Genomic DNA, 26,643 nt, shown 5'->3' with positions numbered 1-26,643 from the left:
AATTGATATAGTATAGCAGATTCTATGTTTAGTTGCATAGCGTCCGTGACAAGTGATAAAATTTGGAGATGGTATGCTTTCACCTCAGTGTGGAAGCTTTTGTTATGAGGATGTTCAATCACCATTTTTATGCTTTTGATTGAACACAGATTTAGAGGAGGACTTCATTTGAAAATTGTACTATCCGGCTTTTACGGTCTTGGAAATACAGGAGACGAAGCTATATTAAAAGCGATCGTAGATAATCTACGTTCTGAATTGAACAATCCAGAAATTACGGTGTTTTCTTTGTCACCTGAGCAAACGGCAAAGGAACATGGTGTTCAATCCATATATCGTGGATGGAGACATCAAAACAAAGAAAAAGTGAAAGCATTGCGTAATGCGGACTTATTGATTTCTGGTGGTGGTGGATTGCTCCAGGATACATACCCAACCAAATTTTTATTTGGACCACTTCCTTATTATTTGCTTATCGTACTACTAGCTAAACTTTGCGGATCAAAAGTAATGTTCTTTTCACAAGGAATTGGACCCGTTACTTCCACTTGGGGTAAAATCCTCATGAAAGGCTTAGCTAATTTAGCTGACTTCGTGACTGTCCGTGATCAATACTCGAAAGACTACTTACATTCTTTAGGTGTGAAACGTCCTGAAACGGTTGTTACTGCAGATATCGTATTTGCTTTCCGTGCGGATGAAGAAGACTCTGCCTATCAATCACTTCCTTTAAAAGGTGACGAAAAAATAGTTGCGGTCACTGTCCGCCCTTGGTTTGAGCATCCAGACTATATAGAGAAAATGGCGCACTTGTTGGACGAGCTAATTGTTCAACGAGGAGTGACACCCGTATTTGTCCCAATGGAAGGAAAATACGATGTGCCAGCTTCAAACGACGTATTATCTCATATGAAACATGCTGACAAAACATTTATGCTAGGTTCTGATTTTTCACCAAATCAGTTCTTGAATTTTATTCGCCATGCAGACTTAACTGTTGGACTAAGATTACATGCATTAATTTTTTCAGCATTAAGTGACGTCCCTCATTTAGGTTTTAGTTATGATAAAAAAGTAGAGAGTTTCTTAATGCGTTCTGGTATGTGGGATTACTCTTTCCGCTTAGGCGAAATTAACGAAGCAAAACTTCTTGAGAACGCTCTTTACTTATTAGATAATAAAGAACTTGCACAACAAACAATGAAACCTAATGTTGACCAACTTCGTCGTGAAGCTATGCGCAACTTAGATTTACTAAAAGAAAAATTCGGAAACTAAAGGAGATCGTCATTCATGAAAATTTTATTAGTTACGTCGTATGACTATCCTCATTTAGGTGGCCTATCGACCCATATGACCACTTTACAATCTGGTCTTCAAGCTCGTGGACATGAAGTGGATACCTTATCATTCTCTGATGTCCCTAAATGGAAACGGGATTTCATCGCACGTGGTCCTTCCTTCATTCTAAATAAGATTTCTTTAGGCTCAGGTTATGTATGGACATTAGAACGTCGACAAGACTTTTTGAAACAGATGTTACGTGAAGAAAAATATAAAGCGTATGACATTGTTAACGCACAAGATGTATTTGCTACACGAGCTTCACTTGCAGCTGGCCTCCCAACTGTTACAACCGTTCATGGTTATTTAACATATGAAGGTATTTCTAAAGGATCAGTTGCTGAAGGTTCTAAACATGCAGAAAAATTGATGGCAGTAGAGCGAATCGGCTATACAACTACTCGTGAAGTCATTACCGTGGATACACGTATTAAAAATTACGTGAAACGTGAAACCGGTGTTGACGGCACGATGATTAAAAACTTTATCGATGTCGATTCCTTTAAACCAGAAATTGAACATCGTCGTGAATTCCGAGATAAATATGGCATTAACCAAGATGAATTAATTTTCTTTGTGCCTCGTCGATTAACTCGTAAAAACGGAGTTATTTATCCAGTGCTGTCATTCCCTCCTGTTTTAGAGAAATTCCCGAATGCTCGCATTGTATACGCGGGTACAGGTGAAATGTTCGATGAAATTAAAGCGAAAGCAGTAGAATTAGGTGTATCTGACAACGTTACGTTACTAGGTGCAGTTGCACATAAAGATATGATTGAGTATTTTGCTCTAAGTGACGTTGTTTTAGTTCCTTCTATATTAAGTGCAGGTGTTGAGGAAGCAACTTCAATTTCAGCACTTGAAGCAATGGGATCAGGAGTACCTCTAATTGCATGTGCTGTCGGCGGATTAAAAGAAATTGTCGCTCATGAAAAAGACGGACTTCTTGTAGAAGAACAAAATGTAGAAGATTTATCTAATGCGATGATTTACCTACTTGGAAATCCACAAGAAGGTTCACAATTAGCCGTTGCTGCAAGAACCAAAATAATCGAAGAATATTCACATTACGCAGCTGCTGAAAAATATGAAAGTATTTATAAGCGAGCGGTTTCTAAATAATCTAAAGCTCCTTGCAGATTTGCAAGGAGCTTTTCTAAGTATGAGGTGGATAAGTAGTGAGTAGTTTAAAAAAAGCAGCCTTGTGGACGACCGGACTTGCATTGCTATTAAAGTTATCAGGGTTTGTAAGAGAAGCAATTGTCGCACGAGAATTTGGAGCATCTAATGAAACTGATGGCTACTTCTTAGCTTTTAGTTTTATTACACTAGTAGTAGCCATGATTTCTACTGGTTTTAATAATGTTTTCCTTCCTATGTATATTAAGCGTAAAAAATTAAGTTTAGATTCTAGTGAACAAAACGCAAATGCTTTACTAAACATAACGATGATTATTTTTGGATTTATTAGTATTACTGGATGGTTTTTCGCTAAGCAGTTTGTGCCCATCATTTATCCTAATATGAAACCTGGAATTGCCCCATATGCCATTGAAATGACGCAAATATTCTTTGCATTTATGTTACTTATCGCTTTAAGTGGACTGTTAGATTCCTATTTACAATCGCGTCGGATTTTCGTTCCTTCCCAGTTAGCAAAACTATTAGCAACGTTAATGGCTGCTATATTCGCCTTGCTATTTAGTGACATATGGGGAATCTATTCATTAGTTTATGGCTTTGTTTTTGGGACGGTATTAGGTGTCATTATTCAACTTATCTTCTTAGGTCGCTCCGATTACAAATGGCGTTTAGATTTTAAGATGGAACAAGATTTCAAAAAAGCTTTCGTAATCTTGATCATTCCTTCATTATTAAACTCAGTCGTTGGTCAGATTAACCTATTTGTCAACAAAGCTTTTGCTTCTGGTGAAGGTGTAACAAATGGTGCTGTTACGTATTTAAATAACTCTTCCTTACTCGTTAGTATTCCGAATGCGATCTACGCAACAACACTTGCGGTCATTATTTTCACATTAATGAGTGAGCAAACGGAAGATTTGAAGAAATTTAAAGATACCTTCTTCCGAGGAATGGAGATATCTCTAGTTACTCTTCTACCTATTGCCATCGGTTTATTAGTAGTAGGAGACGCGGCAGTGTCGTTTATTTTTGAACGAGGAAAGTATTCTGCTGAAGATACATCTAATACCTATATCGCATTGCTATGGTACTTACCTATCATCGTTTTCCAAGGGATGCAGTTGATCTTATCCAAGTCGATGTATGCACGTGGTAAAACAGCCATTGTATTCCGTATTAGTGTCACAACCATTTTGTTAAACTTCTTATTAAACTGGTGGTTAGTCGATGATTACGGCTACCCAGCTCTAGCATTTGCTGCATCTGTTGTCAGTGTCTACTATTTCACTGTCTCAATGATCGTCGTTTATAAAGATTTAGGTTTGGTAGAGTTTAGTCGCTTTGCTCGTATGAGTGTGCGAGTCATCATTCCAGCAATTCTGATGGGACTGGTTGTTTGGGGTGCTAAAGTCGTATTAGGTGCTGAAGCTTGGTACTCATTGTTACAGTTAGCCGTATTGGTACCTATTGGTATGGTGGTTTACGCACTGTCATTGAAAATGACTTACCCTACAGGCTTTAATCGCATGTTGAGTATGGTGAAAAGATCGAAATAAATTTAATAGAAGAGTTCGGGCAATTCAGCCTGAGCTCTTTTATTTTTCTTCTATTTGAGATGTTAGTAGGTTTCTTGTTTAAGATTAATTAAACATGGGATAAATAGGTAATGGCTTCCACCCTCAATGAGTGGAAGCCATTACCTATTTATTAAGGATAATCAATACCAATGACTACATCGGAACGAATCCAACCGTATACTGGAGATGTTTGATCTACAAATTTATCAGAATAGACTTTGTACCACGTGTACTCTCCATCTACTATCGAATCAACGACAGTTAACGGATAGCCAAGTGGATAGCCATTTGGAGGAACAGAATCTTTATATACGCCTACATTTCTTGGTCTATATGAATATAGTACTTCAGATGAAGTACTTGGTTCTTTACGAACTCTTGTTTCAACTTCATATTTTGTGAATAGAATTTTTTTGAACTTATTCAAATCCTTTTTACCAAGGTCTTTATCCAGTTGCAACATATGCGCAGCTGCTTTAGATCCCCATGTTGGATCGGATGCATAGTTCACATTGAAGCCAGTTGTCTTGTTGCCAAATGCTGCTCCTAAATTACGGGCAGGTACTCCCATGAATTCAGGATTGATGTAGCGAGAATTCCAATAGTTATCTACCAAAGTGTTTGCACCTATTTCAGGTGATGAGAAAGTCCCGTCTTTTGGACATGTTTTAGTAGTAGAATCATAAATATGCAATCCAAAAAGATTATTACACTGTAAAGCACGATCACTTAAACCAAATGCACTTTCGTGAATGGCTAACGAAAGAATAAATAAAGCATTTACTCGTTTTTCTTGTTCTAGCTTTTTAAAATGTTTCCCCATTCCAATTAGCTTCGATTCGCTAGCTCGTGCAGGATATTTCTCATTTAGTATTTTTACGATGTAAGCATCAATTTCTTCTGCAGTATAGTCCGTTGTGGTTCTAGCAGAAACATATTGAAAATAAGGAAAGTTATTACCAATTCCTCGTCCATTAGCATCCATGAAATGAATCCCATCGTAACTTAAATACTGGGGACCCTGTTGCATGAATGAAGGTGCAGGACCAACCGGATAAGAAACATTCTTATTTGTGTAATGATTAGTCAAATGGTGGATTAATGTTCCCCATTGACTTACGACATAATAATCTCGGTTTGTGCTCACAACTAATTTTTTCGGTTTTAAATTAGTTTCTGAATGTTTCACATAACCCATCGTTGCAGCAACTTGTACTTTAATATAATCTGCATTCGAATCGATATAACGCATTTCACGTCCACGTTCTATGAAAGTTGCTTGTTGTGTAAACTTTGAATCGAAATATATGATTGTATTTGGAGCACTACTACTTACTGTATTGTCACCGAAAGCAATGCTACCTGGTTTAACTTTCATAATCTCTTTTCCACGGTAGATAGCTTCATAACTAAGATTAGCGTTATATACAGTCAATGCCTCATCAAATGTTTTGTATGTTGTTTCAGTCTTAACCAGTTCGTTGTTCGTAATTACTGCCAATTGATATAAAGTTTCATCAACTGGTGGTTCCACAGGAGGAGTCACTGGAGGAGTCGGATCTTGTGATTCTTCGACTGGTGGTACATAGCTTTCCTTTGCATTCAATAGACGTATAATGAATGCTGCTGCCTGAGCACGTGTGGCATTAAGTTCGGGTTTATAACTTAACGTGGTAACTCCATTCACAACTTTCGGATAGCCACTAATTATGTTGTAATGAATTGCATTATATACCGCGCTTAAAGTCACGGACGACATCGAATTGGCATCGGTGAAATCTAAACGACTTGAATCTATTACCATTTCGCTATAATTTAATGCATTTTTAATAGTCAATGCTACTTGACCACGTGTGATAAGTGCATCAGGATTAAATGTATTGTCAGATCCACCAATCATAATACCAGCGTTAGCGACTGCATAAATGGATGGTGCTAACTTTGAGTCTTTCCTAACATCTACAAAGCTTCCATTTGAGGCTGGTAGGTTCAAAGCACGTTCCATAAATGCGGCAAACTGTCCTCGTGTTACGTCGTCTTCTTGGCCAAATTTCCCGTCTCCATAACCAAGTAATATTCCACGTTCTACGGCTTCTCGCATTTCAAGTTCCAATGTTCCAGAAATATCATCTGCTCTAGCAGTGTTGGTAGTTAATAACATAGTAAATGCCAATGTAAACATGACAACAAGAAGTATAACCTTTCTTATATGTATCATTTTCATTTCCTCCAATAATTGTGACTATTTCCATTTTAATAGAAAAGGAGGTTTATTAAAAGATAATTCGGGTAAACTATGAATAGATAAAGATTATTACCCATATAATAACGTAAATAAAAAAGCCACTCGCCTATACTAGGACGAATGACTTCTATTTGAAATGCGATTATTTAGCTTCGATTGAGCTATATAAAGCCGCTGAAAATTCTGCGCGGTCAGTTGAATCATTTACTGAGTAATTTGTTGTTTGGAAAACTGTTGTTAAATCAATTGTTTTTAATGCAACAATCGGTTTATATGCCCAATATGTAGTTGGTACATCATTATAGCTACTTGCAGTTTGAACTTGGTTTTGTTGTGATTGTGTAATTTTAAATGCACGATCTAAAATGACAGCTAATTGAGATTTTGATAATGAATCATACATCCCGTATTTTTTACCTGATGTATATCCTAGGATAATACCAGCTTCATTCATTGCTGCAATATCTTTTGCAAATGAGTGGTTAGTTGCAACATCTGTAAATGTTACTGCTTTTGAAGGTGTTAATTTTAATACTCGATTTATCATAGCTGCTGCTTGACCACGAGTAACTTCAGTAGTTGGACGGAATTGTTGGTTTTCATAACCACTAATTACGCCATCAATATTTAATGACTTGATTGCTGCATATGCAGGATGACTTGAAGCAACATCTGCAAAGTTACCATTTGTTACAGGTGGTGAAGTTGGTGCTGGTGCTGGTGCTGGTGCTGGTGCTGGTGCTGGTGCTGGTGCTGGTGCTGGTGTTGCAACTGGTGCACTAATCAATCGTTTAGCTCCAACATAATATTTACCCCAATAGTAAGGGTCATTTATGCTACTTATTGCAATACCTTCAGATTCAGCGGAAATGAAATTACTATTCCCTATGTATATTCCAACGTGAGTAGCTCCGCGACCTAAGTTATTGAAGAAAACTAAGTCTCCAGCTTGTAAATTTGATTTTGAAACGGAAGATCCTTGTCCATATTGTTGTTGTGCGGTTCTTTGAAGTGTAACGCCTGCTTTTTTATATACATAAGATGTATATCCTGAGCAATCGAATCCTGTTGGAGTAGTTCCACCATATTGGTATCGAACGCCTAGTAATGCTTTAGCGTAGTTCACGATTTCATTTCCTGTTGCAGCACTGGCTTGAGTCGTCATAAATGGCGCCACTGAAATCAGTAACACAGCGATAATCATCTGAATAATACGTTTCTTCATTTTCCACCTCATGTAATGTTTTTTTATATCTTAGATGCTCATGCATCTTATCTCTATTAATTACAACCTGTTTTAAATAATATCAGATTTTTCGAGATACTTACTTTACGATTACATTACAGTTGTGTTACAACTGGTTCTATATGAAAATAGTGGTCATCAAAGCTATTAGCTTTGATGACCACTATTTTATTTGAACATATTTGGCTCCTCGGCCCTTGCAACAAAGACACTGAAAGAAAACCTTGTCATATGTTGATTTGCCTGGAAAGTTCCATCAGGATATCCTAATGTAATGCCAGATTCCCCAAGTGCACGAATCGATTCATAGCTCATCATTTCCGGATTTATATCTTTAAATCGGTTTGGTATAGATTCGTCAAAAGGTAATTCATACATCTTAGCCATTAATATTGCCATTTCAGCACGTGTAACTGGTTGACTCGGTCTAAATGTGCCGTCTGGAAAGCCACTTACATAGCCAGAATCAAATGCTGACTGGATATATCCTGAAGCAAAAAATCCACTTCCCACATCTTTAAATTTCGTTTGTCGTGGTTCACCGTTCAGTCCAAGTGCCCTTCCTAGTAAAGCAACAGCTTCTCCACGCGTAATTTGGACATTCGGTTGGAATGATCCATCAGTCTTACCGTAAATAATATTGTTGTAACCAAGATATGCAATATGACTTGAGTACCATAGAGATGGCGAGATGTCTGTGAATTTAGGTTCAATAACATCGATATTAAATATATCTTGATGTATCTTTCCGGTGGTTTCTACATAATCTGCAATGACTTTATGGGAACCAGCTACTTGATAGACTTCCCAGACACCAAGAGATTTAGGAGCAATTACCTCTCCGTTAAACAATAATTCGATAGATTTCACATTTTCTTTATTTTGAAGATTTATCGTTATTTTACCTTTAGATAATTCATAATTTAAAAAAGGGATATCATCTATATTATTTTGATATTGTACTAATCCAAACCCATATTGTATATCTCTTCCAACGGGTCCTAAATCCTCTGACCGCGAAGTCAATAATTCTCTTATTTTACTATTTGAAAAGCTAGGAAATCTTTCTTTATACAAAGCTGCAATCCCAGTGACATGAGGCGCTGCCATTGATGTTCCGGACAAGGTAGCATAGCCCTTCCCCTCAGTATATTTATCTAATGGATAGGTACTAGTAATTTCAAATCCTGGAGCCGCTAATTCAATTTTTTCCCCAGTAGATGAAGTTGCAGTAATCTTTTTTTCTGAATTTACCGAAGAAATAGCAATTACATCTTCATATAGTGCAGGATATTGAACACCTCTTGTTGCTCCTTCATTACCTGCGGCCCCTACAATAATCATGCCGCTATCATATGCAACTTCAATAAATTTCTGCATGATATCTGGTCCGAGTGTTGTTGTAATACTTAAATTTAATATGTCTATGTTATTGTTGATTGCCCATTCTATGCCCTTTGCAATAATCGTAGATGAACTACCTCCACGACCCAAAGATTTTATCGCGTACAATTCAACATTTGGAGCGATTCCAACAATACCTTGATTGTTTTGTAGTGCTGCTATGATTCCAGCTACATGAGTTCCATGTCCATTATCATCATCATAAGAAGTGCCTGAAGAACAATTTTCTATATCCATTGTACAAATCCCGCCAGCAACTTTTAAATCTGGGTGATCAACGTCAATACCGGTATCTAAAACTCCAACCTTCACACCTTTTCCCGTATATGGAACTGTTTGAGTAGGTACAGTCTTAATCATGGGAAACTGAGCAGGTATTTTATCTGTATATGCAGCAATCTCATATTCTTGTACTAATGAAACGCTTGCATTTGGATAAGATTTTTTTATAAATTGTAATTCAGTAGGTGTTAATTCCAATTCGACTATTGGTAACACCTCAAAAGATGCGGTCACGTTTTCTTGTTTCATCATTTTTTGAATATCAGAAACCGTCGAGTGGATTAAATATTTAGAAGATTGTTCTGCAGAACTATTGGTAGGGAAAATCACCATACCAAGTAATGTGATTAAAACAAGCCACCTCTTCATTGATTGACCTTCTTTCTATGTATCTACTAGAATCATACCCTATTTTAATTGTTATTAAAACAAGCCCGAAATGTTTTTACACATTCCGGGCTTGTTTATTAATGCAACCTTTTGCTTGGAGTTGCACCGAATTGTTTGTATAAAGGTAGGACATCTTGTCGCCCTTTATAATGATAGAAGTAATCTAATGTCGCCAAGAAAAGGGCTTTACCCATTTTTTGACGTTCAGTTTCTGATTTAATATAGGTGATATCTTTCGGGCTATCAATAAAGCCCATCTCTACTAATGTTGCTGGCATTGTATTCTCACGTAGAACATGGAAATTTCCATATCCAAATGGATTTACTCCACGATTTGTTAAGTTCCATGTTTCTTGCATTCTATTTTGAGAATAAATAGCTAATGCTCGCGATTCTTTAACATATGGATTAGTAGAGGCAGTTTGTGCATAATAAAATGACTCTTGTCCGTTCGCGGTTCCATTTAAAGCATTTGTATGCAAACTTACAAATGCATCACCTTTATATCTCGCAGCAAATTCTGTTCGGAAAGGCAAGGTAATATAAGTATCACTTGTACGTGTCATATAAGACTTAATTGATGTTTTTGCAAAATAAGAGTTCATATGGTTAGCAACATTCAATACGACATTTTTTTCAACGAATCCATTACCTGAACCACCTGGATCAGTGCCACCGTGACCTGGATCAATAATGACGGTTAAGTCAGACAATGTTCCACCAGTTGGTGGTGTAGGTATAGTTGTTGAAGGTTTTTGTAATTGAATATACGAATTATGTACGAATCCAACTAAGTCATCAACTTTGATGACAGACCATTCTCCAACCGCATACGAATATTTTACTTCTTGTCCTTTTTGAAGTTTTAACATCCAAGGGTATGAAGTATTAGGGCCTACTCTGAAGTATAAATCATTTGTGTTTACGTACATCGTTTGCTCAAAAGTCTCAGTTTGAACAGTTCGGAATTTCGTGTTAACACCGCGAGCTAAGAAAACGGCAAAGTCTCCACGTTTGATAGTAAGTTCTTGTCCAAATGTACCATCAGACATACCTTGTGCAATGCCTTTGTCCATTAATGTAGAACTTGCCACACTTACTGTATTTGCTCCGTAATTAAATGCACGATTCATAAGAACGGCCATTTGACCACGAGTTAATGTTGTATAAGGTTTGAAAGTTCCATCTGGATAACCTGATATAATTCCTTTTTCAACCATTTGTTTTATGTAACCGGATGCGAAGTTGCTTGATGAGACATCAGAGAACTTAGTCTCTAAACGCTCTCCATTCAAACCTAATGCACGACCGATCATAGCAGCAGCTTCTCCGCGTGTTACATGTTTATCGGGTACAAATTGAGTAGACGATACTCCCCCTACTATTCCGCCTTGTACAAGATAATAAATTTCTGCCTGTGCCCTATGCGTCGTTCCAACATCTGAAAATGATGTGTTTGCTGATGCCGGCTTCAATGGTACAAAAATCGACACCACTAAAATCAATGCCACCAAACTAATCCACTTTTTCACTCATTCGCCCTCCAATTTCTTTCATTTCTTTAATCTACCAATTAGCATACGTCATATTTTTGCAAAATTCTATATTTCATTTGGTCTATATTTTGTAATATTTAACCGGAAAATGTTCACTTTACATATTTACATGATTATTTTGTCACAAAAAAAAGGATGCATGAGGAAATCCATGCACCCTTTTTTGTAATATTCGTCATACTAGTTAATGAATTCGATAGAATTCAAGAAGTCATACAAGATACGTGCCATTTCAGCACGGCTTGCATCATTTGATGATTTGTAAGATCCATCACTATACCCATTGATGTATCCTGCTTGAAGAACTTTTTCAATATGTGGACGAGTAGTTGTTCCGATATATCGATAATCTTCAAAGTTTGATGCTTTTTTAGTTTTATCTAAAGTAACCAAGTCAGCACCATAATATTCTAGGGCTTTACTGATCATAATTGCGGCTTCACCACGATTAATTTCTTGGTACGGACGGAATTTACCATCCTTATATCCATTTACAATTCCAGCTTCTACTACTGCAGCAATTTCAGCATTTCTGTTGAATGCTTGAGTAGATGAAACATCTGAGAATGTTACATTTGGATTTTTAGCTACTAAACCTAGTCCGCGAGATAAAATTGAAGCGAACTCACCACGAGTAATCGAACGGTTAGGTGAATATGTTTCTGCAGTTGTTCCAGAAACGATTAAACGTGAAGCTAATTTCTCAACATATTGTTCAGACCAGTTAGCACCATTGTTAACATCTTTAAACGTTTTGAAGTTTTCTACTAGTGTATAAGTAGAGTTTCCTGCACGGTAAAGATTAGCAGTTGTATTTCCCGGTGTAACAAAAGTAGGTACTCCACGAACTTGACCATTCACAACTATTACTCCAACAGTAGTTAATGCAGCTAATTGTTTTGTAGCAGTAATAGAACGCTTAACTGGTTGTGGGAAGAAGTTAAGAACAATTGACTCACCATTTGGTGCAACAATAGTCACTTCAAAATCAATAGATGGAAGAATAACATCATATTGAGCGTTTACCAGTCCTGGTGCTTGTACTTCAGAAACTTTGATTACTATTTTTAATTCAGCAGTTGTTACATTCAACTGTTCAGCTAAAGCTTCAAGATCAACAGCTGAAACAGGCAATTCATATGCTCCTGTCGAAGTTTCAACAATGATTACAGCATCAGAATTTTTATTTTCTAGTGCATTAAAGATTGTTCCAGGAATAGCCACTTCAGTATCTGTACCTTCAAGTGTGATAACTAGTTCATCAACAGTATCTGCAGCATTGATTGCATCAATTACTTGTTGTGGATTGTTTTCAACAGTGTCTCCACCAGTTGAAATTTCGCCATCTCCATTATCTTCAACAGGTGGTTCAGGAGTTGGTGGTGGTGGTGTTACAGGTCCAGGTCCTACAGCTGCATTTACTTGGTCAACTAATGACGCAGCATCCCCTGTAGAAGGATATTTAATATAATCTTCTACTGTAACTGGTATTGGTGCTTCATTCATGAGTCTATTTTTAATAGTATTAAACAATGGTGCAACGTCAACTTGATCATTTGCAGGATTAAATTTCTCTACTTCATCTGCAATAATAGTAGCAACTTGCTCCAAATAAGGACTTAACACTTGTGCATCAGCTGATGCAGCAACAGGGAACGAATTTTCGAAGGCAGTAAAACGAGCTTGTAAATCTGAAGAGATAGTAGCCGAGTCAGAAGGTAAAGGTGCTAATAATGTTGAAAGACTTTGAATAAATTCGTTTCTTGTCTTTGTTGTTGTATAGCTCACCGGTAATGTAGTTTGAACAAATTTACCTGTATTTAATGTTTGTGCAAAGACTGCCATTGAATCATTTAAAATTTCTTTCTCTACAACACTCATAGTCATGTAGTCTGTTTGGATATCGGTAGTTGCCGCACTTGCCTTGTCAACATTTACTCCTACTGCTAATACTGGTGTAAATGCAACTGCGCTTATCATTGCTGTTTTTAATAACTTTTTCTTCATTAATAATTTCCTCCTCTTATGTGTTCATTATTTATACAAGATTAAAACTAAAATATTTATTACTATTTTTAGTTCCTGGAACCCCACAAGAAAACCCATAATATTACAAGATAACAGAAAAAATTCATTTTTTGCCATAAAGTTAGCAAAATCAAAACCTTTAGAACTACTTTACACTATTTTATACCTAATAACTACTATTAATGTGAGAATATTTGTTATTATTTTTTCTATAACTTTCCAATAAAACCACTTAGGACAAAAGGTGGGATTTGGTTAAAGACTTCAAATATATGTTTTTCTTGTCGAAATGTTGCTATACTTGTCTAAAGATATACAAATTAATTAAGTATAGGAGATAGATTATGCAAAAAAATGGAAACGAACGAACAAAAAAGAGATTTCCCACTTGGTTAAAACGATTGCTAGTTGTTTTTGGAATTGTAATCCTTTTAGGTGGATCGTATGTCATATATTTATTGAAATTTAAAGAATATGACGTAGCGGATTCAGAAGTAACTGAAATTACAAGAGAGACTTTTAATATCGAATTACCAGATGGCTCAACTATAGAGTTAGACGAAGATGGCAATATTGTTGAATCTGACGTTCCTGGAAATACTGGATCAACTTCAACTTCAACTGAAGGTGATGGAACAGATTCTTCTACAGGAACTGAATCCTCTTCTTCTGAAGAAGACACGTCAGGAACTTCAACAAACTCTAATGAAGGAACTACTTCATCGACTGGAGGCAGTTCTTCTGGCAGTGGCAGCACTTCTGGTAGTGGTGGAACATCTAGCACTGGTGAAAATGGTACTTCTTCTGGGAATGGTAGTTCTACAGGTAGCACTGGTGGTTCTTCAGGTAACACTAGCGGTTCTTCTGGAAACGGTGGTTCTACAGGTGGTAGCGGTTCTTCAAATGGTGGTTCAACAACTACTCCTCCTCCTGCTAATGTAGAGCGCGTAACTGTCGCTAGCATTAAAGGTAAATATGAACCTGTCATGTCTAGTTTACAAGGGCAAGCTAGTTCAAGAGTTGATGCTTTAGTCGGAAGAGCTTATAGTGAATATCAAGCTAAAATAGCGAATGGCGAATCTGTTAATTATGCTTACTTCTACAACAAGTATTCATCAGCAGCTGCTGAACTTGAAGGTCGAACGGACAAAGTGTTCTATCAAATCGTAGGTGTTATTGAAAACGAATTAAAAGCAAATAATTTAGCTGAAAGTCATGTGCAAAGTTTTGTTACACAATATGAAAAAGAAAAAGAAGCAAGACGCTCTGCATTACTCGATAAAGCAATGAATCGTTAATAAAAAAAATCCTGACCAGCAAATGCTGATCAGGATTTTTTTAGTTATTAATTAGCTAATGTTGCTGCAACCTTGCTAACGTCGACGATGCGACCTTCAACAGTTGGGTTTACTTCATCTAAAGATGTAATGTATTCAATGAAGTTTTCATAATCTACAAATCCTGGCTCAGAAACGCGACCTTCAGCATAAGCTTTACCAAACATTGTGAAACCATCTCCACCTTTAGCAGTGAAAGAATTTGTTGCTACTGTGTATGTTTTAGCTTCGTCTAATGCCACATAATCTGCGCCTTCGAGAACCTTAACTTCAGTAACACGTTCTCCAGCCACTTTAGTGCTGTCGTATTTGAATTTCATACCTGCAACATGAAGGAATCCACCGTTTTCTTTTGGTGCTTGACTTACACTAATTTCAAGAGCTCCAAGTAATTCTTTACCAGTTACTTCCATGATTGCTAAAGCATTACCGAAAGGCATTACTTTTAATACTTCACCAACCGTAATTGGACCTTGGTCCATTGAGGCACGAATTCCCCCACCATTTTGAATAGCAATCGTTGTTTTAGAATTAATCGTTTTAGCTTTTGCTAACATACCATCTGTCATCAAGTTACCTAAGTTTGTTTCTGAAGAACGAACACCCGACCCATCTGCATTATCAGCTATACGGCTACCGTCTAATGCAACTTTTGCAACTGCGCCAGTTTCTTGTGCTTTAAGTTCTTCTACTCCAGCTTTGTATGGTGCCAACAAGTTAACCGCACCTTGATCTGGTGTGATGTCTTTAGAAGTGTCTAGCAATTCGCCTGCATATAATGTGATTTCACCCCATGGATTGAAAGAAACATCTAGCGTACCTAAGAATTTACCGTATTCATTTGCTTGTACGATGATTGTTGGAGCTGCAAATTCTTGTGATACGAAAGGCTCTTCTACTTTCGCATGTGTGTGTCCGCCTACAATAATATCTATACCCTCAACAGTTTCTGCCAATAATTTATCATTATCAAATTTCTCGGAATCATCGAAACCAATATGAGTAATAGCGATGATTTTATCGACACCTTTTGCTTCAAAAGCAGCTACAGCTTCGTTGGCAGCATCAATGTAGTTTGTAATATCTACTTCACCAGTGCTAGAAATATTTTTTGTTTCTTCAGTCGTTAGTCCAAAAATCCCAACTGCTTCACCATTTACATTTGCAATTACACCATCGTAAATTTCACCATTGTTGTAATCAGATGTATATACATTTTTTTGAAGACCATCGAATAAATCATCTTTCGAGAAATCTACGTTTGCTGATACAAGTGGGAATTCTGCACCACCAATGAAATCTGCTAATGCTTGATGCCCAGCTGCACTTGAACCTAAATCAAATTCATGGTTTCCAAAAGTCATTGCATCATAGCCAATATAGTTCATGAAGGCTAAATCAGCTTCACCTTGGTATTTATTAAAGTAAAGATCTCCAGAGAATACATCTCCAGCATCGAGTAATAATGTGTTGTCATAAGCTGCACGAATTTCTTTAACAGTTGTTGCACGAAGAGGTGCATTATCCAAGTATGCGTGAGTATCATTCGTATGCATAACCATTAAGTCCATATAACCGAAATGCTCTTTCGCGCGTTCGATGAATAAAGCCATTTCACCGCGTTGTACATTATCATTCGCACCGAATTGTGTATCTGTTTTACCAAATGCGATTCCAGCTTTTACAAGAGCATCTACATATGGTGAAAAACGATCATTTACATCTGTAAATTTAGTTTTTGTTACGTTTAAATTAACGTCTAATTGAGCTGCATTTGCAAGAATCATAGCCGCTTGATTACGTGTTAAAGGACTGTAAGCACCAAACGTGTCTTCATCGAACCCGTTTACTACGCCCCACTCTGTCAATGCATCAACTGCCCATTTAGCTCGAGCTGGCACATCTGTAAATCCAGAATCTTCATATGTAGCATCCTTTTCTGCACCTAATGCATTTGCAATTAGGACTGCCGCATCCACACGTGAGATTTTCTCAGAAGTACCAAATGCAGTAGTAGACTTACCACTTGTAATACCATTTCCTACTAGGAAATTAACGGCTTCCGCGTAGCGATCACTAACATCAGTAAAGGCAACTTCATCTGCAGATGCTGCAGGTACGAATGCTGCCGCTACAGCTGCTGCTGTAATTGTAGAAGCAATAAATTTTTTGTTAGACATGAATAAGTTTCCTCCTCTTTATACGTGCGGTAATAGATTAGACCTCTTACAATATTACTTTACCAAAAATAATCTGAATAAAATAGTCAATTTACAAAATCTTTAGAATTAATATGACAACGTTTACATAATTTATCTAAAAACGATTAATAACCGAGTCTATTGTATTATATTAAACTACTATTAAGTGAAATTAGACCCATTAAATAAAATAAAAACCCACAAGACTTTTGAACTGTCTAAAGGGTTTTTACATTTTAATTATATCTTTTAGTGATTGGTTGTCGATATTTCTTGTATATCCATATCATTGTTAATGCTAATGCTGCACCAAAAGAATCTAGCATTACATCATGAATTGTAGGAGTACGTCCCCCAGTTAAGGATTGGTGATATTCATCAGCAATCGCAAGGACTACCGTTAGGATAAAGGCAATACGAATGCGACGGAACATGATGTAAGCAGCAAACGCCAAAGCACCAAATATTGCAATATGGGCTCCTTTTCTCAAAAGAAATTCGATAAATGCATGATAACCACGTTCTTCAACTGACACGATTGTTCCCCAATATGGGATTTGGAAAAGAGATAAAAAGCCTTTAAATGGTTCTCCAGGAAGCCACATCATAAGATCAGGAATCATTGATTGTTCTTCGTATGTTTGCGCTGAAGAGTAAAAAAGTACGAGTAGGATGAGGATAAATAAAATATATTTTTTCATACTCACTAGTTTAGCACATTACCCTTATACTGGTTATAAATGTGGAAGACAAATAATAATCCAAAGAAAAGAGACAGTCTTTGACATAGACTGTCTCTCTAATTTCTCTTACTTACTAGAAAACATATGAACCCAATATATACGTCCATTGGCATCTTTAGCAATACCGGCTCCGATATTTGTATATTCCCTATTTAATATATTCGCTTTATGACCAGGGGAATTCATCCAAGCTTTTACGACTTCTTCAGGTGTTCGTTGACCGTAAGCAATGTTTTCACCAAAACTTTTGTAACTGTATCCGTACTCTTCCGCCATATCCCATGGGGCACCAAAGGTTGGAGATGTATGACTAAAATAATCACTTTTAACCATGTCCTCAGACTTGAGTGTTGCAATTTTTGACAATGGCGCATCCAGTGTTAATGTTGGGAGTCCGGCTTTGGCACGTTCAATATTTACCAAGTGGGCAGTTTCTGTTGCTGTACTGTTTATAGTACGTGAAGAATCAACATACATTTTGTTCGTCACTTCATACTTAATGACACTAGAATCTCGCTTTTGATCCCATATCATCGAACGATCAACGAACGCAGATAATTGAGCACGTGTCACTTTTCCATATGGATTATATGAATTGATTGTCACTCCTTGAGAAATTTGAACTTCCGCCAACGTGGTTATAAACGGATGCCAATTATCTTGTGGAACATCGTTAAAAGTTACTTGGTGATTGTCGTCCATTTTGATTTGATAGGCAACAACTAACACCTTAGCCATTTGTGCTCGACTTAGTGGAGCGTCCGGATTAAATTCTGAGGCATTCGAAAAAATGCCTTTTTCTGTTAAAGCACGAATTTCTTTAAAAGCCCAGTGCGTTGTAGGAACATCCTCATAATTCGTTTTATACGTTGATTCAAGCGGTAATTTTAAAGCGCTTGCCAATATTTTGGCTGCTTCTGCACGGTTAACTTGTTTTTCAGGACCAAATGTCCCATTACTATATCCATTAATTATTTTGGCATTTGAAAGCTTGTCAATCGAGTTATATGCCCAATGGTTTGTCGAAACATCAGGAAACCCAGCAGCAAGTATACTTGTTGGAATGAACAAAGATAAAGAGAGTATTCCTGCCATGAAAAATTTAATCTGTTTCATCTTTCCACTTCCTTCCTCTTATAACTCTATCAAAAAAATGAATTAATAGAATGAGGAGAATGGGTTACAAGGAAAGAACAGGAAGATGGTTCTATAAAATAGGTATTTTTACTCAGGTATATTTCGAAGGTATTTGTATATAGAATACATCCATTTATTAGGAACATCACATTCAAATAATCTATGTTAATTTATACTCAAGTCATGTTAATAAACCTATCACCACAGCAAAGTGCCATTTGGCTGGTCAAATGGCACGATTCCAATCACGTTCAATTGTGCTAATCCGTCTATTCACGATATCATGATGACTAGTCACGATTTAACTCTCTCAACTCCCTATATATCACGCGCAAGTCACGATAAATCCCCGCGCATAACGAAAAGAAGACCCCTCTAAGTCGAAGTGGCCTTCTTTTTATTATGCTTCTATTTTTTCAAAAAGGACGGTTTTGACCATGTTTTCGAGTAATATTGGCAATTCGACGAAGGCACTTTGAATGTGCAGGCGCTCGGTCTTTTTGTGAGCGTCTTTTCCAAATGGTCCAACATTTAATACTGGAGCGTTCAGTTCACTCATTCCGTCAAATGGGATGGAGTAGGTGTCTCCCCATACTGGTGTATTCGCTTCGAACGCTTGCCATCCACCTTCGTTATCTTCGTAATTAACATAACTAAGATCAGAAATTCCGTTAAAATAATGAAGGCGTTCGATAGAAAGATTAAGCTCAGAAGCACCGAATTGCTTAACAAATTCAACACATTCCTCTACTAACGGATCATCGCTCGTATTAACTGCTGGATAATATGGAGGCGCATAGAGTAAGACCATTGCTGGTGCTAGTTCTTGGCACTGAATCATGAGAGTATCAACAATGCGGAATGATTTTTCACGGTCATCCCATTCCATATGGTCGCGGACAGTAGTCTTCACTGTGTCTACATAATCTGAACCGAATTTTTCAACTGCATGCTTTAATAATTGCTCATATTTCAATACTTTAATTTCGCCTACTGGGTCTACCCCTTCGCGTGAGCAAATCCGTTGATAGTTTTCGTTACAATCATTAGCTGCTTCATTTGCAACTTGAACAAATAACTCCATCACTTGTGCTGCATTGCGTTTCATTAAAAACACGTTGTACAGTGCTGTTGCTCGATAAGAAGTTTGCGCAGAATACTCCATTTTCAAGTCATTTTGTTGAATGGTCACTGGTAATGGCGTCGTTTCACCTAAAACGGTTTCTTGGAATAAAGAATTGAACTCCATTCGTTGGGTTAAATAGGACGCAATATAATTGGCTGTAATGCCACTGAGTGGCTCACCCACATGTGTTTCCATTCCATAAAAAAGAGCAGACGGCATGATTTTGCCAATTGATCCTGTATATAAATAATAGTTTTCATCACCAGGTTGTTGAGCGAAAATCGGTTCACTATTTAAAAATAGTTTATATGTTAACCCATGTTGATCGCGTAAATCATTTAATTTAGAAACGGCAGCTCTCATTCCAGAACTATTCACTTCTTCATCTGGCACCGTAAGCAAAATGAGATTGATTGGCCATTGTTCTTTACTAGCTTTCTCAATTAAACTCATGTGTAAAACGAGTCCCATTTTCATATCCATCGTGCCTCGACCAAATAAATAATTGCCTGATTCCAAGTCGATTCGTGCCTCATCTGGTAATTCGTCTTTTCTATCATGCAATGCTTTCGTTAACATTTCAGGTTCGAAGGCTAATGCCTCAAGGTCCCCGTATTCTTCCGTATTGACGGTATCGAAGTGACTAATTAAGACAATCGTTTCTGTAGCCTTCTCATGTTTATAAAACGCAGATAGAAATTTGCGTCCCTGGTCAGCATCTGTCAGTTCAATCAGATCAGAATGTTCTTTGAAATATGGAATATCCTGAAGTTTTGATTGAATTTTATAGGGAAATTCACGTTCACCATCAGATAGAGTCATACTTTTCCAACTTACTACTTCACATAATAATGAGCGGAGCGTTTCTGGTGTTGACCACATAAGTTTTGTCATGATGCTACTCCCCTTTACTACGTCTATTGGTTCACTGTTGCTGTTGTCTTAGTAGTTTAACATGCGCTTCCAATCGATCCATTCCTTTGACTAATACAGGCATGGCGTATGCATAAGAAATCCGAATGAAACCTTCTCCATATTCACTAAATGCACTTCCTGGCACACAAGCTAAGCCACCTTCTTTAAGGAGCTTTGTTGCAAAATCGAATGATGTCATACCAAATTCTTTAATAGAAGGAAAAATGTAAAATGCTCCGTTTGGTTTCACGACATCGAGCCCCATATCAGTTAGGCGACCATATATATAATCTCGACGTACGACATATTCTTTATTCATTTCTGCAGGTACATCTTTACTCATCCCGAGTGCTTCAATTGCCGCATGCTGGCTTGGAAGTGGTGCGCAAACCGAATTGTATTGGTGAATTTTTATACAATGTTGCATGAGAGCTTCAGGACCTAATAAAAAGCCGATGCGCCAACCTGTCATGGAATGCGATTTTGATAACCCATGAATGAGGAATAAGCGGTCACGCAATTCTGGGTAACACGCAAATGAACGATGTTCGCCTGAGAACGTGTTTTCACTATAAATTTCATCAGATAATATATAAATTTCTTGATCTTTTAACACTTCAGCTAAGGCATCCATCTCCTGTGAATCAATGGTGATACCAGTTGGGTTCGATGGAAAATTAAATAAAACCGCCTTCGTCTTCTCTGTAATCAAGCTTTTCAAGCGTTCGGGAGAAGGTTTTAAGCCAGTATCAGAAGTATCGAGATACTTTACTTTTGCACCGCACATCGTAATGATTGGGGCGTAACCTGGGTAGCAAGGAGCCGGTAAAATGACTTCGTCCCCTTCTTCCAATATCGTTCTAAATACATTGTCGATGGCTTCACTAGCCCCGATAGTGATGATGATTTCTGTTTCGGCTTTATAAGTAAACTTATATTTTTCTTTGAAGAATTGACTGACTGCGCTTCGTAATTCGATCAGACCGGCATTATGAGAATATCCGGTAAGGTTGTTCTCAATTGCAAAGATCCCCGCTTGTTTTACTCGGTCAGGTGATGGGAAATCTGGCTGTCCTACAGTTAAATTCACTGCATCAGGATAATGGACTAGCTGATTAGAAAATTGTCGAATGCCTGAAACAGCAATTTTAGTGACTCGGTCGTTTATCGTAAGTGGCATGGTTCTTCAACCCCTCTTATAGTAATGAAGAAATCTTCTTTCGATATTATCCATATGTTCCAGCATGGCTTTTGTTGCAGCGACTTCGTCTTTTTCATCAAGAGCAGTGACGATATTTTCATGCTCTCCACTAGCTTCCATTGCAGAAATCGGATACGTATTCGCAAGGATGAGGAAGGCTCGGTTTACGCCAGTATTAATCGTATGAATCATTTCTCGTAACTTTTTATTTGGATTTTGATTGGCCAATATTAAATGAAATTCGCGATCTAAATCAATGAATTCGTGGAAATCATTTTTATCAGCTGCACGTTTTTGGTGTTTGAGATTATCTTTTAGGGTATTTATGAATATAGGTGTTACGAAACTGGCAACTTGTTCAATATTGTAAGTTTCGAGCAATTTGCGTACTTCCATTTGGTGAAGCGCATCTTCTTTAGTGAATGACGAAACAATGGCTGGCTTGCCTGTTTGTAAAACGACAAGTCCATCCGTAGCTAAACGACGAATTGCTTCTCTAAGTGGTGTTCGGCTAATTCCGAGTTCCATAGCGAACTTTTCTTCACGAAGTTCTTCATTAGGTGCCAATGTTCCTGTAAGAATATCTTTGCGAATTAAGTTATATGCTTGATCCGCGAGTGATTCAGGCTTTTTAATCTTTCTCAACGCGGTTCAACTACTTTCTTTCAGTCTTTGTATTCTGTATACAGTATATGCGAATTATAGCTTACAAGGTTAGGTATGTATAGGGGTTTTCTTTGCGTTAATTTGTAAAACGATGGACTCTTCTGACTTCATCTGAGTGAAATGCTTGTGCTCAATCTAGAATACAGATGACTATATATCCTAGTAACTATTTGTGAATTAAGAATATTTAATATTTTCCTGTTGGTTTGTTAAAAAATGTGTAAAATAGAAGTAAGATTAATAATTGATAACGAATTATGGGGGTTTGGTTAAATGGACTTTCCAAAAGAGGAAGTTGGCAAAAGAATAAGACATTTACGCAAATCTCAAGGATTCACTGCGGATGATTTAGCCAAAAAAGCTGGAGTCAGTCAGAGTATGATTTCTCAAATAGAGCGTGGACAAGTTTCACCATCGTTAGAAACATTATGGAAAATGAGTCATTGTTTAAAAGTGCCCATTTTCACATTTTTCGAGGCAGATGATCAACAAGAAGTGACTGTTATCCGTAAGAATGAACAAGTTGAGATGAAACGAATTCGTCCTAACACCACCTATAAAGTTCTTTCACCGAGTAATGGTAAGCAGTTCTGTCTATTTAAATTGATTTTAGATCCTGGTGAAATTTCGGATAACCCTTTAGTTTTTCATACAGGCGAAGAGTGCGGTGTTGTTTTAACGGGCACAATGCAAGTTGAGGTTGACGGCATATTCTATGAACTTGATGAAGGTGATAGCATTTACTTTAATAGTAATCTGCCTCATCGTTTTGTAAACACGAGTTCACAACCTTCCATAGCTATTTGGGCCATGACAGATCCTATTTGAAACTTTTTACCTTTTCATCCGTATACATAGTATCGGAAAATTTAGGAGGAATACTTTATGTTAAAAAACCCTGGCATTGCCGCTGTATTAAGTTTCTTTTGGACCGGCGTCGGACAAATATATAACGGACAATTAATGAAAGGCTTAATCTTAATTGTCGTTCAACTCATCAATTCTGCATTAATGTTTGTATTAATCGGTTTCATCACCTTCCCACTAGTTTGGATTTGGGGAATCTACGATGCCTACAAAGTTGCAGACACAATGAATAAACGTAGTTACTGAGTAGTAAAAACCACTTCCATTTGGAAGTGGTTTTTTGTTGTGTAGTTTTTTATAGTTCCTTATAGTTGCTAATGTTGCTCATAGTTGCACTTGCTATGAGCGGTTTCTTGTCGACTATCGGCGGTTCTCTGTCGTCTATCAGCGCAAACGACGTGGCTATCGGCGAATCTGTGTCGACTATCAGCGTTTTTCTATCGTCTATCAGCGGTTCAACAAAATTGGGGACATCCAGCTTCAGTGGATGTCCTTAACAAGTTTGGTTTTTATTATGGTGACTTATAGTTGCTCTTGCTATGAGCGATTTCGTGTCGACTATCAGCGGATTTCTGTCGTCTATCAGCGGTTTAATAAAAAATGGGGACATCCAGCTTCTGTGGATGTCCTTAACAAGTTTGGTTTTCAATTATTTTGATAAAAGCTTGCGGTATCTTCGCCATCTTCCTTTACCGACCTCTACTAAATTCATCTTTTTTAACATTCGTTTTACTACGTCTTTACTTTTGATATGAAAAAATCTTCGGAATGTGTTGTTAATTTCTGGTCCAAATATAAAGAAATAATCGTCTAATGTTTGAAGATGTGCGTTCTTGGAGCTGTGGTCATTGGAACAGATCCATTTTCTCTTCGACCACTTCATACCGATTTCAAAACATACCGGACATTCGACTCCTGTTATGATATCTGCAGAATTAAGATTATATTTTGCATGCAATGCTTTATGTTCATACTCCCTATGATTCAATAGAAATTCCTCGCCTAGCTTCATTAGTTCCTCCTGGCTAAGAACTTCTCTACTCGTCGTCATTTTTCTAATCTTTTTTGTTAAATAACGGGGTCTGACAATATCGTATTTACAGTTATTTGGAATGATATGAGAATCTGAATTTGTAAAAACGATTACTCCTTCAACTGGCAAAAACCAATTTCTTCTTAACATCCAATCCCTTAACCAGATGATATTTTTATCTAACTGTTCTTCTGGACTGTCCATGATAACTACTTTACCTTCTGGATTTGTTTGCTTCATATAATGAGGGTTTTGCATCAATTCTACCGTGTGTTTAATATTTTTCACTTCGATAATTAATGCGTAGGATTGAGTCACAAAAAGATTATCAATCTGAAAAAATGATGATGCTTTTAAATGCAAATCGTGAATAATAAAATGAGTTTCAGGGTGTTCATAACGTGCCAATTGTTGATCAACAAAATCTTCACCAGAGACACCCGCTTTCGATCTAAAGTAGTTGTTCTCCACTTCATTAAACCTAAAGTGGCCTATATCAAGCCTCTTCTTTAATGCTGCTTGACCCAAGAAATTTAATTGAGCAGATCTCTTTTTTATAATCATGAAATTCTCCTTTTAAGAAAATGTATCACAATTAAAAAATTGTATACAAATCCAATAAAACTTCATTTTGGATTATCCTTACGATGATAATTTGAATTCCAACCACTTTTAATAGCCAAAATTAAAATGTCTTGATCAAAAACACATATAAAGAACTACATAATTTTATTCTCGTTTTAACCAAAATAAGTACAAATTTATATTGACTGTTGTTTTCTATGAGCGTTTCTAACAAAAATGGGGACATCCAGCTTCAGTGGATGTCCTTAACAATTCAGCTTTTCAATTATAGGGACTCAAGTTGCTCTTCCTATGAGCGGTTTCTTGTCGACTATCAGCGGTTCTCTGTCGCCTATCAGTTCAAAAGACGTGGCTATCGGCGCATCTTTGTCGACTATCAGCGGGACTGTGTCGACTATGAGCGAATTCAAAAAAAGAGCCGTCCACCGAAGTGGAAGACTCTCATAATTATGATGGGGATTTTTTTAATTTGTGCTTTCGCCACATGTCTTCTGCAGCACCAGAACCGAAAATAACTCCACCTACAATTAAAACGAGCCCAAATATATGTCGACTCGAGATGACTTCGCCTAAAAATACAGAAGACCCTACTAATGTAAACAACGTATTCAAGTTCATAAAAATGGCTGCCTTTGAAGGTCCTGCTTGCCCGACTGAGTAGTTGTAAAGCATGTGACCTACTGCTGTTCCGATCATGCCACTTCCAAAGAACGCGAGCCAAAACATTGGTGTTACATCGAAGAATGCTTTAATCTCTCCTGGTTCTTGAATTAGACTAATAATGAACAAGACAATTGATCCAATTAAGAACATATAAGCAGTGAGCAATCTTGGATCTAACGTTTTCGCAGCTTTACTAATGACCAAATAACTAAATACTTGCGCTAATATGGAGATGAAAACGAAAGCGTCTCCGAAAGATAATCCAGAAGTCCCGTCTCCTGCCGCTAAAACTGTAGCACTGACGCCAAATAACCCTAGTAGAACGCCAACCCATTGCAAGCGAGATGGATAAATTCGCATAATTAACGATACTAAAACAGCGGTAATTACGGGACCAGTTCCAAGTATTAACCCAGCATTCGAACTTGTAGTCATCGATAGTCCAATCGATAAAAAGTAGTGATGAAATACTACATTGAGGAGTGCCCCCAAGAAAATAAATTTCCATTCTTGTTTCGTTGGTTTTCTCACCATTCGAAGGCTAGCTAAGATGGCAAAGACGGTTAAACTGGCTAGAAATATACGAAACGCTGACACTGTGACAGGACGCACTTCACTCACTAAATATTTTACGGCTGGTAAATTAAAGCCCCAAATGAACATGACAAAAACGAGTATTCCATAAATCTTCCATTGTTTCACGTGGTTATCACCTCACCATTTCCTTCGCATTCCGAAAAACAATATTCCCATCTTAATACTTTATTCAACTAAAGTAAATGAATACATCTCGTTACTTATTAGTGACTTAAAAATAAAGTTGTTTCATAAACTAAGATTTTAATTTCCTCAGAGCACTTGGTTAATCCTAAGCTGATACAAAAAAGCTGCTAAATCTTCTTACTACCTATTATAACTAAAAGAGAGCATCCACATGGATACTCTACTGTCAGC

At 37.2% G+C, this 26,643-nt stretch carries 19 protein-coding genes; 6 read left to right on the top strand and 13 right to left on the bottom strand.

Features of this window, described 5'->3' with window-relative positions; translation table 11 throughout:
* Nucleotides 1-168: 168 nt before the first annotated feature.
* Genes csaB through murJ form a run of 3 tightly spaced genes read left to right on the top strand, consistent with a single transcriptional unit; the run spans nucleotide 169 to nucleotide 4,043 of the window.
* A complete protein-coding gene (gene csaB, locus ACFPYN_RS00880) occupies nucleotides 169-1,278 on the top strand; it encodes a polysaccharide pyruvyl transferase CsaB (protein WP_377731993.1) in 1,110 nt (369 codons plus the stop codon).
* Nucleotides 1,279-1,293: 15 nt separating this feature from the next.
* Complete coding sequence (locus tag ACFPYN_RS00875; RefSeq protein WP_377731992.1) at nucleotides 1,294-2,466, top strand: glycosyltransferase family 4 protein; 1,173 nt, start codon at nucleotides 1,294-1,296, stop codon at nucleotides 2,464-2,466.
* A gap of 56 nt (nucleotides 2,467-2,522) precedes the next feature.
* On the top strand, nucleotides 2,523-4,043 hold the full coding sequence (gene murJ, locus ACFPYN_RS00870) for a murein biosynthesis integral membrane protein MurJ (RefSeq protein WP_377731991.1): 1,521 nt from the start codon (nucleotides 2,523-2,525) through the stop codon (nucleotides 4,041-4,043).
* Between the two features lie 151 nt (nucleotides 4,044-4,194).
* Here murJ and ACFPYN_RS00865 read toward each other — a convergent pair whose 3' ends face one another.
* From ACFPYN_RS00865 to ACFPYN_RS00845, 5 genes are all read right to left on the bottom strand, one after another.
* Nucleotides 4,195-6,282, bottom strand: coding sequence for an S-layer homology domain-containing protein (locus tag ACFPYN_RS00865; RefSeq protein WP_377731990.1), 2,088 nt, complete (start codon nucleotides 6,280-6,282; stop codon nucleotides 4,195-4,197).
* 169 nt (nucleotides 6,283-6,451) lie between these two features.
* Nucleotides 6,452-7,534, bottom strand: a complete 1,083-nt coding sequence (locus tag ACFPYN_RS00860; RefSeq protein ID WP_377731989.1) for a C40 family peptidase — start codon at nucleotides 7,532-7,534, stop codon at nucleotides 6,452-6,454.
* 189 nt (nucleotides 7,535-7,723) lie between these two features.
* Nucleotides 7,724-9,610, bottom strand: a complete 1,887-nt coding sequence (locus ACFPYN_RS00855; protein ID WP_377731988.1) for a S8 family peptidase — start codon at nucleotides 9,608-9,610, stop codon at nucleotides 7,724-7,726.
* A 98-nt stretch (nucleotides 9,611-9,708) separates the two neighbouring features.
* Nucleotides 9,709-11,163, bottom strand: a complete 1,455-nt coding sequence (locus ACFPYN_RS00850) for an N-acetylmuramoyl-L-alanine amidase (protein ID WP_377731987.1) — start codon at nucleotides 11,161-11,163, stop codon at nucleotides 9,709-9,711.
* Between the two features lie 204 nt (nucleotides 11,164-11,367).
* Nucleotides 11,368-13,194, bottom strand: a complete 1,827-nt coding sequence (locus ACFPYN_RS00845; protein WP_377731986.1) for an S-layer homology domain-containing protein — start codon at nucleotides 13,192-13,194, stop codon at nucleotides 11,368-11,370.
* Nucleotides 13,195-13,559: 365 nt separating this feature from the next.
* Between ACFPYN_RS00845 and ACFPYN_RS00840 the strand changes: the two genes are divergently transcribed.
* Nucleotides 13,560-14,513: a hypothetical protein gene (locus ACFPYN_RS00840; protein ID WP_377731985.1), complete on the top strand. Its 954-nt coding sequence runs from the start codon at nucleotides 13,560-13,562 to the stop codon at nucleotides 14,511-14,513.
* A 47-nt stretch (nucleotides 14,514-14,560) separates the two neighbouring features.
* On the opposite strand, the gene ACFPYN_RS00835 is transcribed toward ACFPYN_RS00840, so the two are convergent.
* The 6 genes from ACFPYN_RS00835 to ACFPYN_RS00810 form a co-directional block, all read right to left on the bottom strand.
* Nucleotides 14,561-16,732 carry a 5'-nucleotidase C-terminal domain-containing protein gene (locus ACFPYN_RS00835; protein WP_377731984.1) on the bottom strand — a complete coding sequence of 724 codons (2,172 nt, stop codon included), beginning with the start codon at nucleotides 16,730-16,732 and terminating at the stop codon, nucleotides 14,561-14,563.
* Between the two features lie 257 nt (nucleotides 16,733-16,989).
* Complete coding sequence (locus ACFPYN_RS00830; RefSeq protein WP_377732622.1) at nucleotides 16,990-17,454, bottom strand: VanZ family protein; 465 nt, start codon at nucleotides 17,452-17,454, stop codon at nucleotides 16,990-16,992.
* A 108-nt stretch (nucleotides 17,455-17,562) separates the two neighbouring features.
* Nucleotides 17,563-18,612 carry an S-layer homology domain-containing protein gene (locus ACFPYN_RS00825; RefSeq protein WP_377731983.1) on the bottom strand — a complete coding sequence of 350 codons (1,050 nt, stop codon included), beginning with the start codon at nucleotides 18,610-18,612 and terminating at the stop codon, nucleotides 17,563-17,565.
* Nucleotides 18,613-19,033: 421 nt separating this feature from the next.
* The gene (locus tag ACFPYN_RS00820) at nucleotides 19,034-20,653 is read right to left on the bottom strand and encodes a M20/M25/M40 family metallo-hydrolase (protein WP_377731982.1); all 1,620 of its coding nucleotides are present in this window, start codon (nucleotides 20,651-20,653) and stop codon (nucleotides 19,034-19,036) included.
* A 31-nt stretch (nucleotides 20,654-20,684) separates the two neighbouring features.
* Nucleotides 20,685-21,854, bottom strand: a complete 1,170-nt coding sequence (locus tag ACFPYN_RS00815; RefSeq protein WP_377731981.1) for an aminotransferase class I/II-fold pyridoxal phosphate-dependent enzyme — start codon at nucleotides 21,852-21,854, stop codon at nucleotides 20,685-20,687.
* Nucleotides 21,855-21,860: 6 nt separating this feature from the next.
* Nucleotides 21,861-22,520, bottom strand: coding sequence for a GntR family transcriptional regulator (locus tag ACFPYN_RS00810; RefSeq protein ID WP_377731979.1), 660 nt, complete (start codon nucleotides 22,518-22,520; stop codon nucleotides 21,861-21,863).
* Between the two features lie 294 nt (nucleotides 22,521-22,814).
* Between ACFPYN_RS00810 and ACFPYN_RS00805 the strand changes: the two genes are divergently transcribed.
* Nucleotides 22,815-23,369 carry a helix-turn-helix domain-containing protein gene (locus ACFPYN_RS00805; RefSeq protein ID WP_377731978.1) on the top strand — a complete coding sequence of 185 codons (555 nt, stop codon included), beginning with the start codon at nucleotides 22,815-22,817 and terminating at the stop codon, nucleotides 23,367-23,369.
* Nucleotides 23,370-23,426: 57 nt separating this feature from the next.
* Nucleotides 23,427-23,654: a hypothetical protein gene (locus tag ACFPYN_RS00800; protein WP_377731977.1), complete on the top strand. Its 228-nt coding sequence runs from the start codon at nucleotides 23,427-23,429 to the stop codon at nucleotides 23,652-23,654.
* A 403-nt stretch (nucleotides 23,655-24,057) separates the two neighbouring features.
* On the opposite strand, the gene ACFPYN_RS00795 is transcribed toward ACFPYN_RS00800, so the two are convergent.
* Together ACFPYN_RS00795 and ACFPYN_RS00790 are read right to left on the bottom strand one after the other, a co-directional pair.
* Nucleotides 24,058-25,005 (bottom strand): nuclease-related domain-containing protein, encoded by a 948-nt coding sequence (locus ACFPYN_RS00795; RefSeq protein ID WP_377731975.1) that lies wholly within the window; start codon nucleotides 25,003-25,005, stop codon nucleotides 24,058-24,060.
* 468 nt (nucleotides 25,006-25,473) lie between these two features.
* Nucleotides 25,474-26,391, bottom strand: a complete 918-nt coding sequence (locus ACFPYN_RS00790) for a DMT family transporter (protein ID WP_377731974.1) — start codon at nucleotides 26,389-26,391, stop codon at nucleotides 25,474-25,476.
* Nucleotides 26,392-26,643: the final 252 nt, after the last annotated feature.

This window comes from Paenisporosarcina macmurdoensis (assembly GCF_042658845.1).
Classification (GTDB): domain Bacteria; phylum Bacillota; class Bacilli; order Bacillales_A; family Planococcaceae; genus Paenisporosarcina; species Paenisporosarcina macmurdoensis.
This window is presented reverse-complemented; position numbering and strand designations above follow the sequence as displayed.

Coding starts and splice junctions, on each gene's coding strand:
- ACFPYN_RS00875 (WP_377731992.1), top strand. CDS start 1,294: ATGAAAATTTTATTAGTTACGTCGTATGACTATCCTCATTTAGGTGGC.
- ACFPYN_RS00865 (WP_377731990.1), bottom strand. CDS start 6,282: ATGATACATATAAGAAAGGTTATACTTCTTGTTGTCATGTTTACATTG.
- ACFPYN_RS00860 (WP_377731989.1), bottom strand. CDS start 7,534: ATGAAGAAACGTATTATTCAGATGATTATCGCTGTGTTACTGATTTCA.
- ACFPYN_RS00855 (WP_377731988.1), bottom strand. CDS start 9,610: ATGAAGAGGTGGCTTGTTTTAATCACATTACTTGGTATGGTGATTTTC.
- ACFPYN_RS00845 (WP_377731986.1), bottom strand. CDS start 13,194: ATGAAGAAAAAGTTATTAAAAACAGCAATGATAAGCGCAGTTGCATTT.
- ACFPYN_RS00840 (WP_377731985.1), top strand. CDS start 13,560: ATGCAAAAAAATGGAAACGAACGAACAAAAAAGAGATTTCCCACTTGG.
- ACFPYN_RS00835 (WP_377731984.1), bottom strand. CDS start 16,732: ATGTCTAACAAAAAATTTATTGCTTCTACAATTACAGCAGCAGCTGTA.
- ACFPYN_RS00830 (WP_377732622.1), bottom strand. CDS start 17,454: ATGAAAAAATATATTTTATTTATCCTCATCCTACTCGTACTTTTTTAC.
- ACFPYN_RS00825 (WP_377731983.1), bottom strand. CDS start 18,612: ATGAAACAGATTAAATTTTTCATGGCAGGAATACTCTCTTTATCTTTG.
- ACFPYN_RS00820 (WP_377731982.1), bottom strand. CDS start 20,653: ATGACAAAACTTATGTGGTCAACACCAGAAACGCTCCGCTCATTATTA.
- ACFPYN_RS00815 (WP_377731981.1), bottom strand. CDS start 21,854: ATGCCACTTACGATAAACGACCGAGTCACTAAAATTGCTGTTTCAGGC.
- ACFPYN_RS00805 (WP_377731978.1), top strand. CDS start 22,815: ATGGACTTTCCAAAAGAGGAAGTTGGCAAAAGAATAAGACATTTACGC.
- ACFPYN_RS00800 (WP_377731977.1), top strand. CDS start 23,427: ATGTTAAAAAACCCTGGCATTGCCGCTGTATTAAGTTTCTTTTGGACC.
- ACFPYN_RS00795 (WP_377731975.1), bottom strand. CDS start 25,005: ATGATTATAAAAAAGAGATCTGCTCAATTAAATTTCTTGGGTCAAGCA.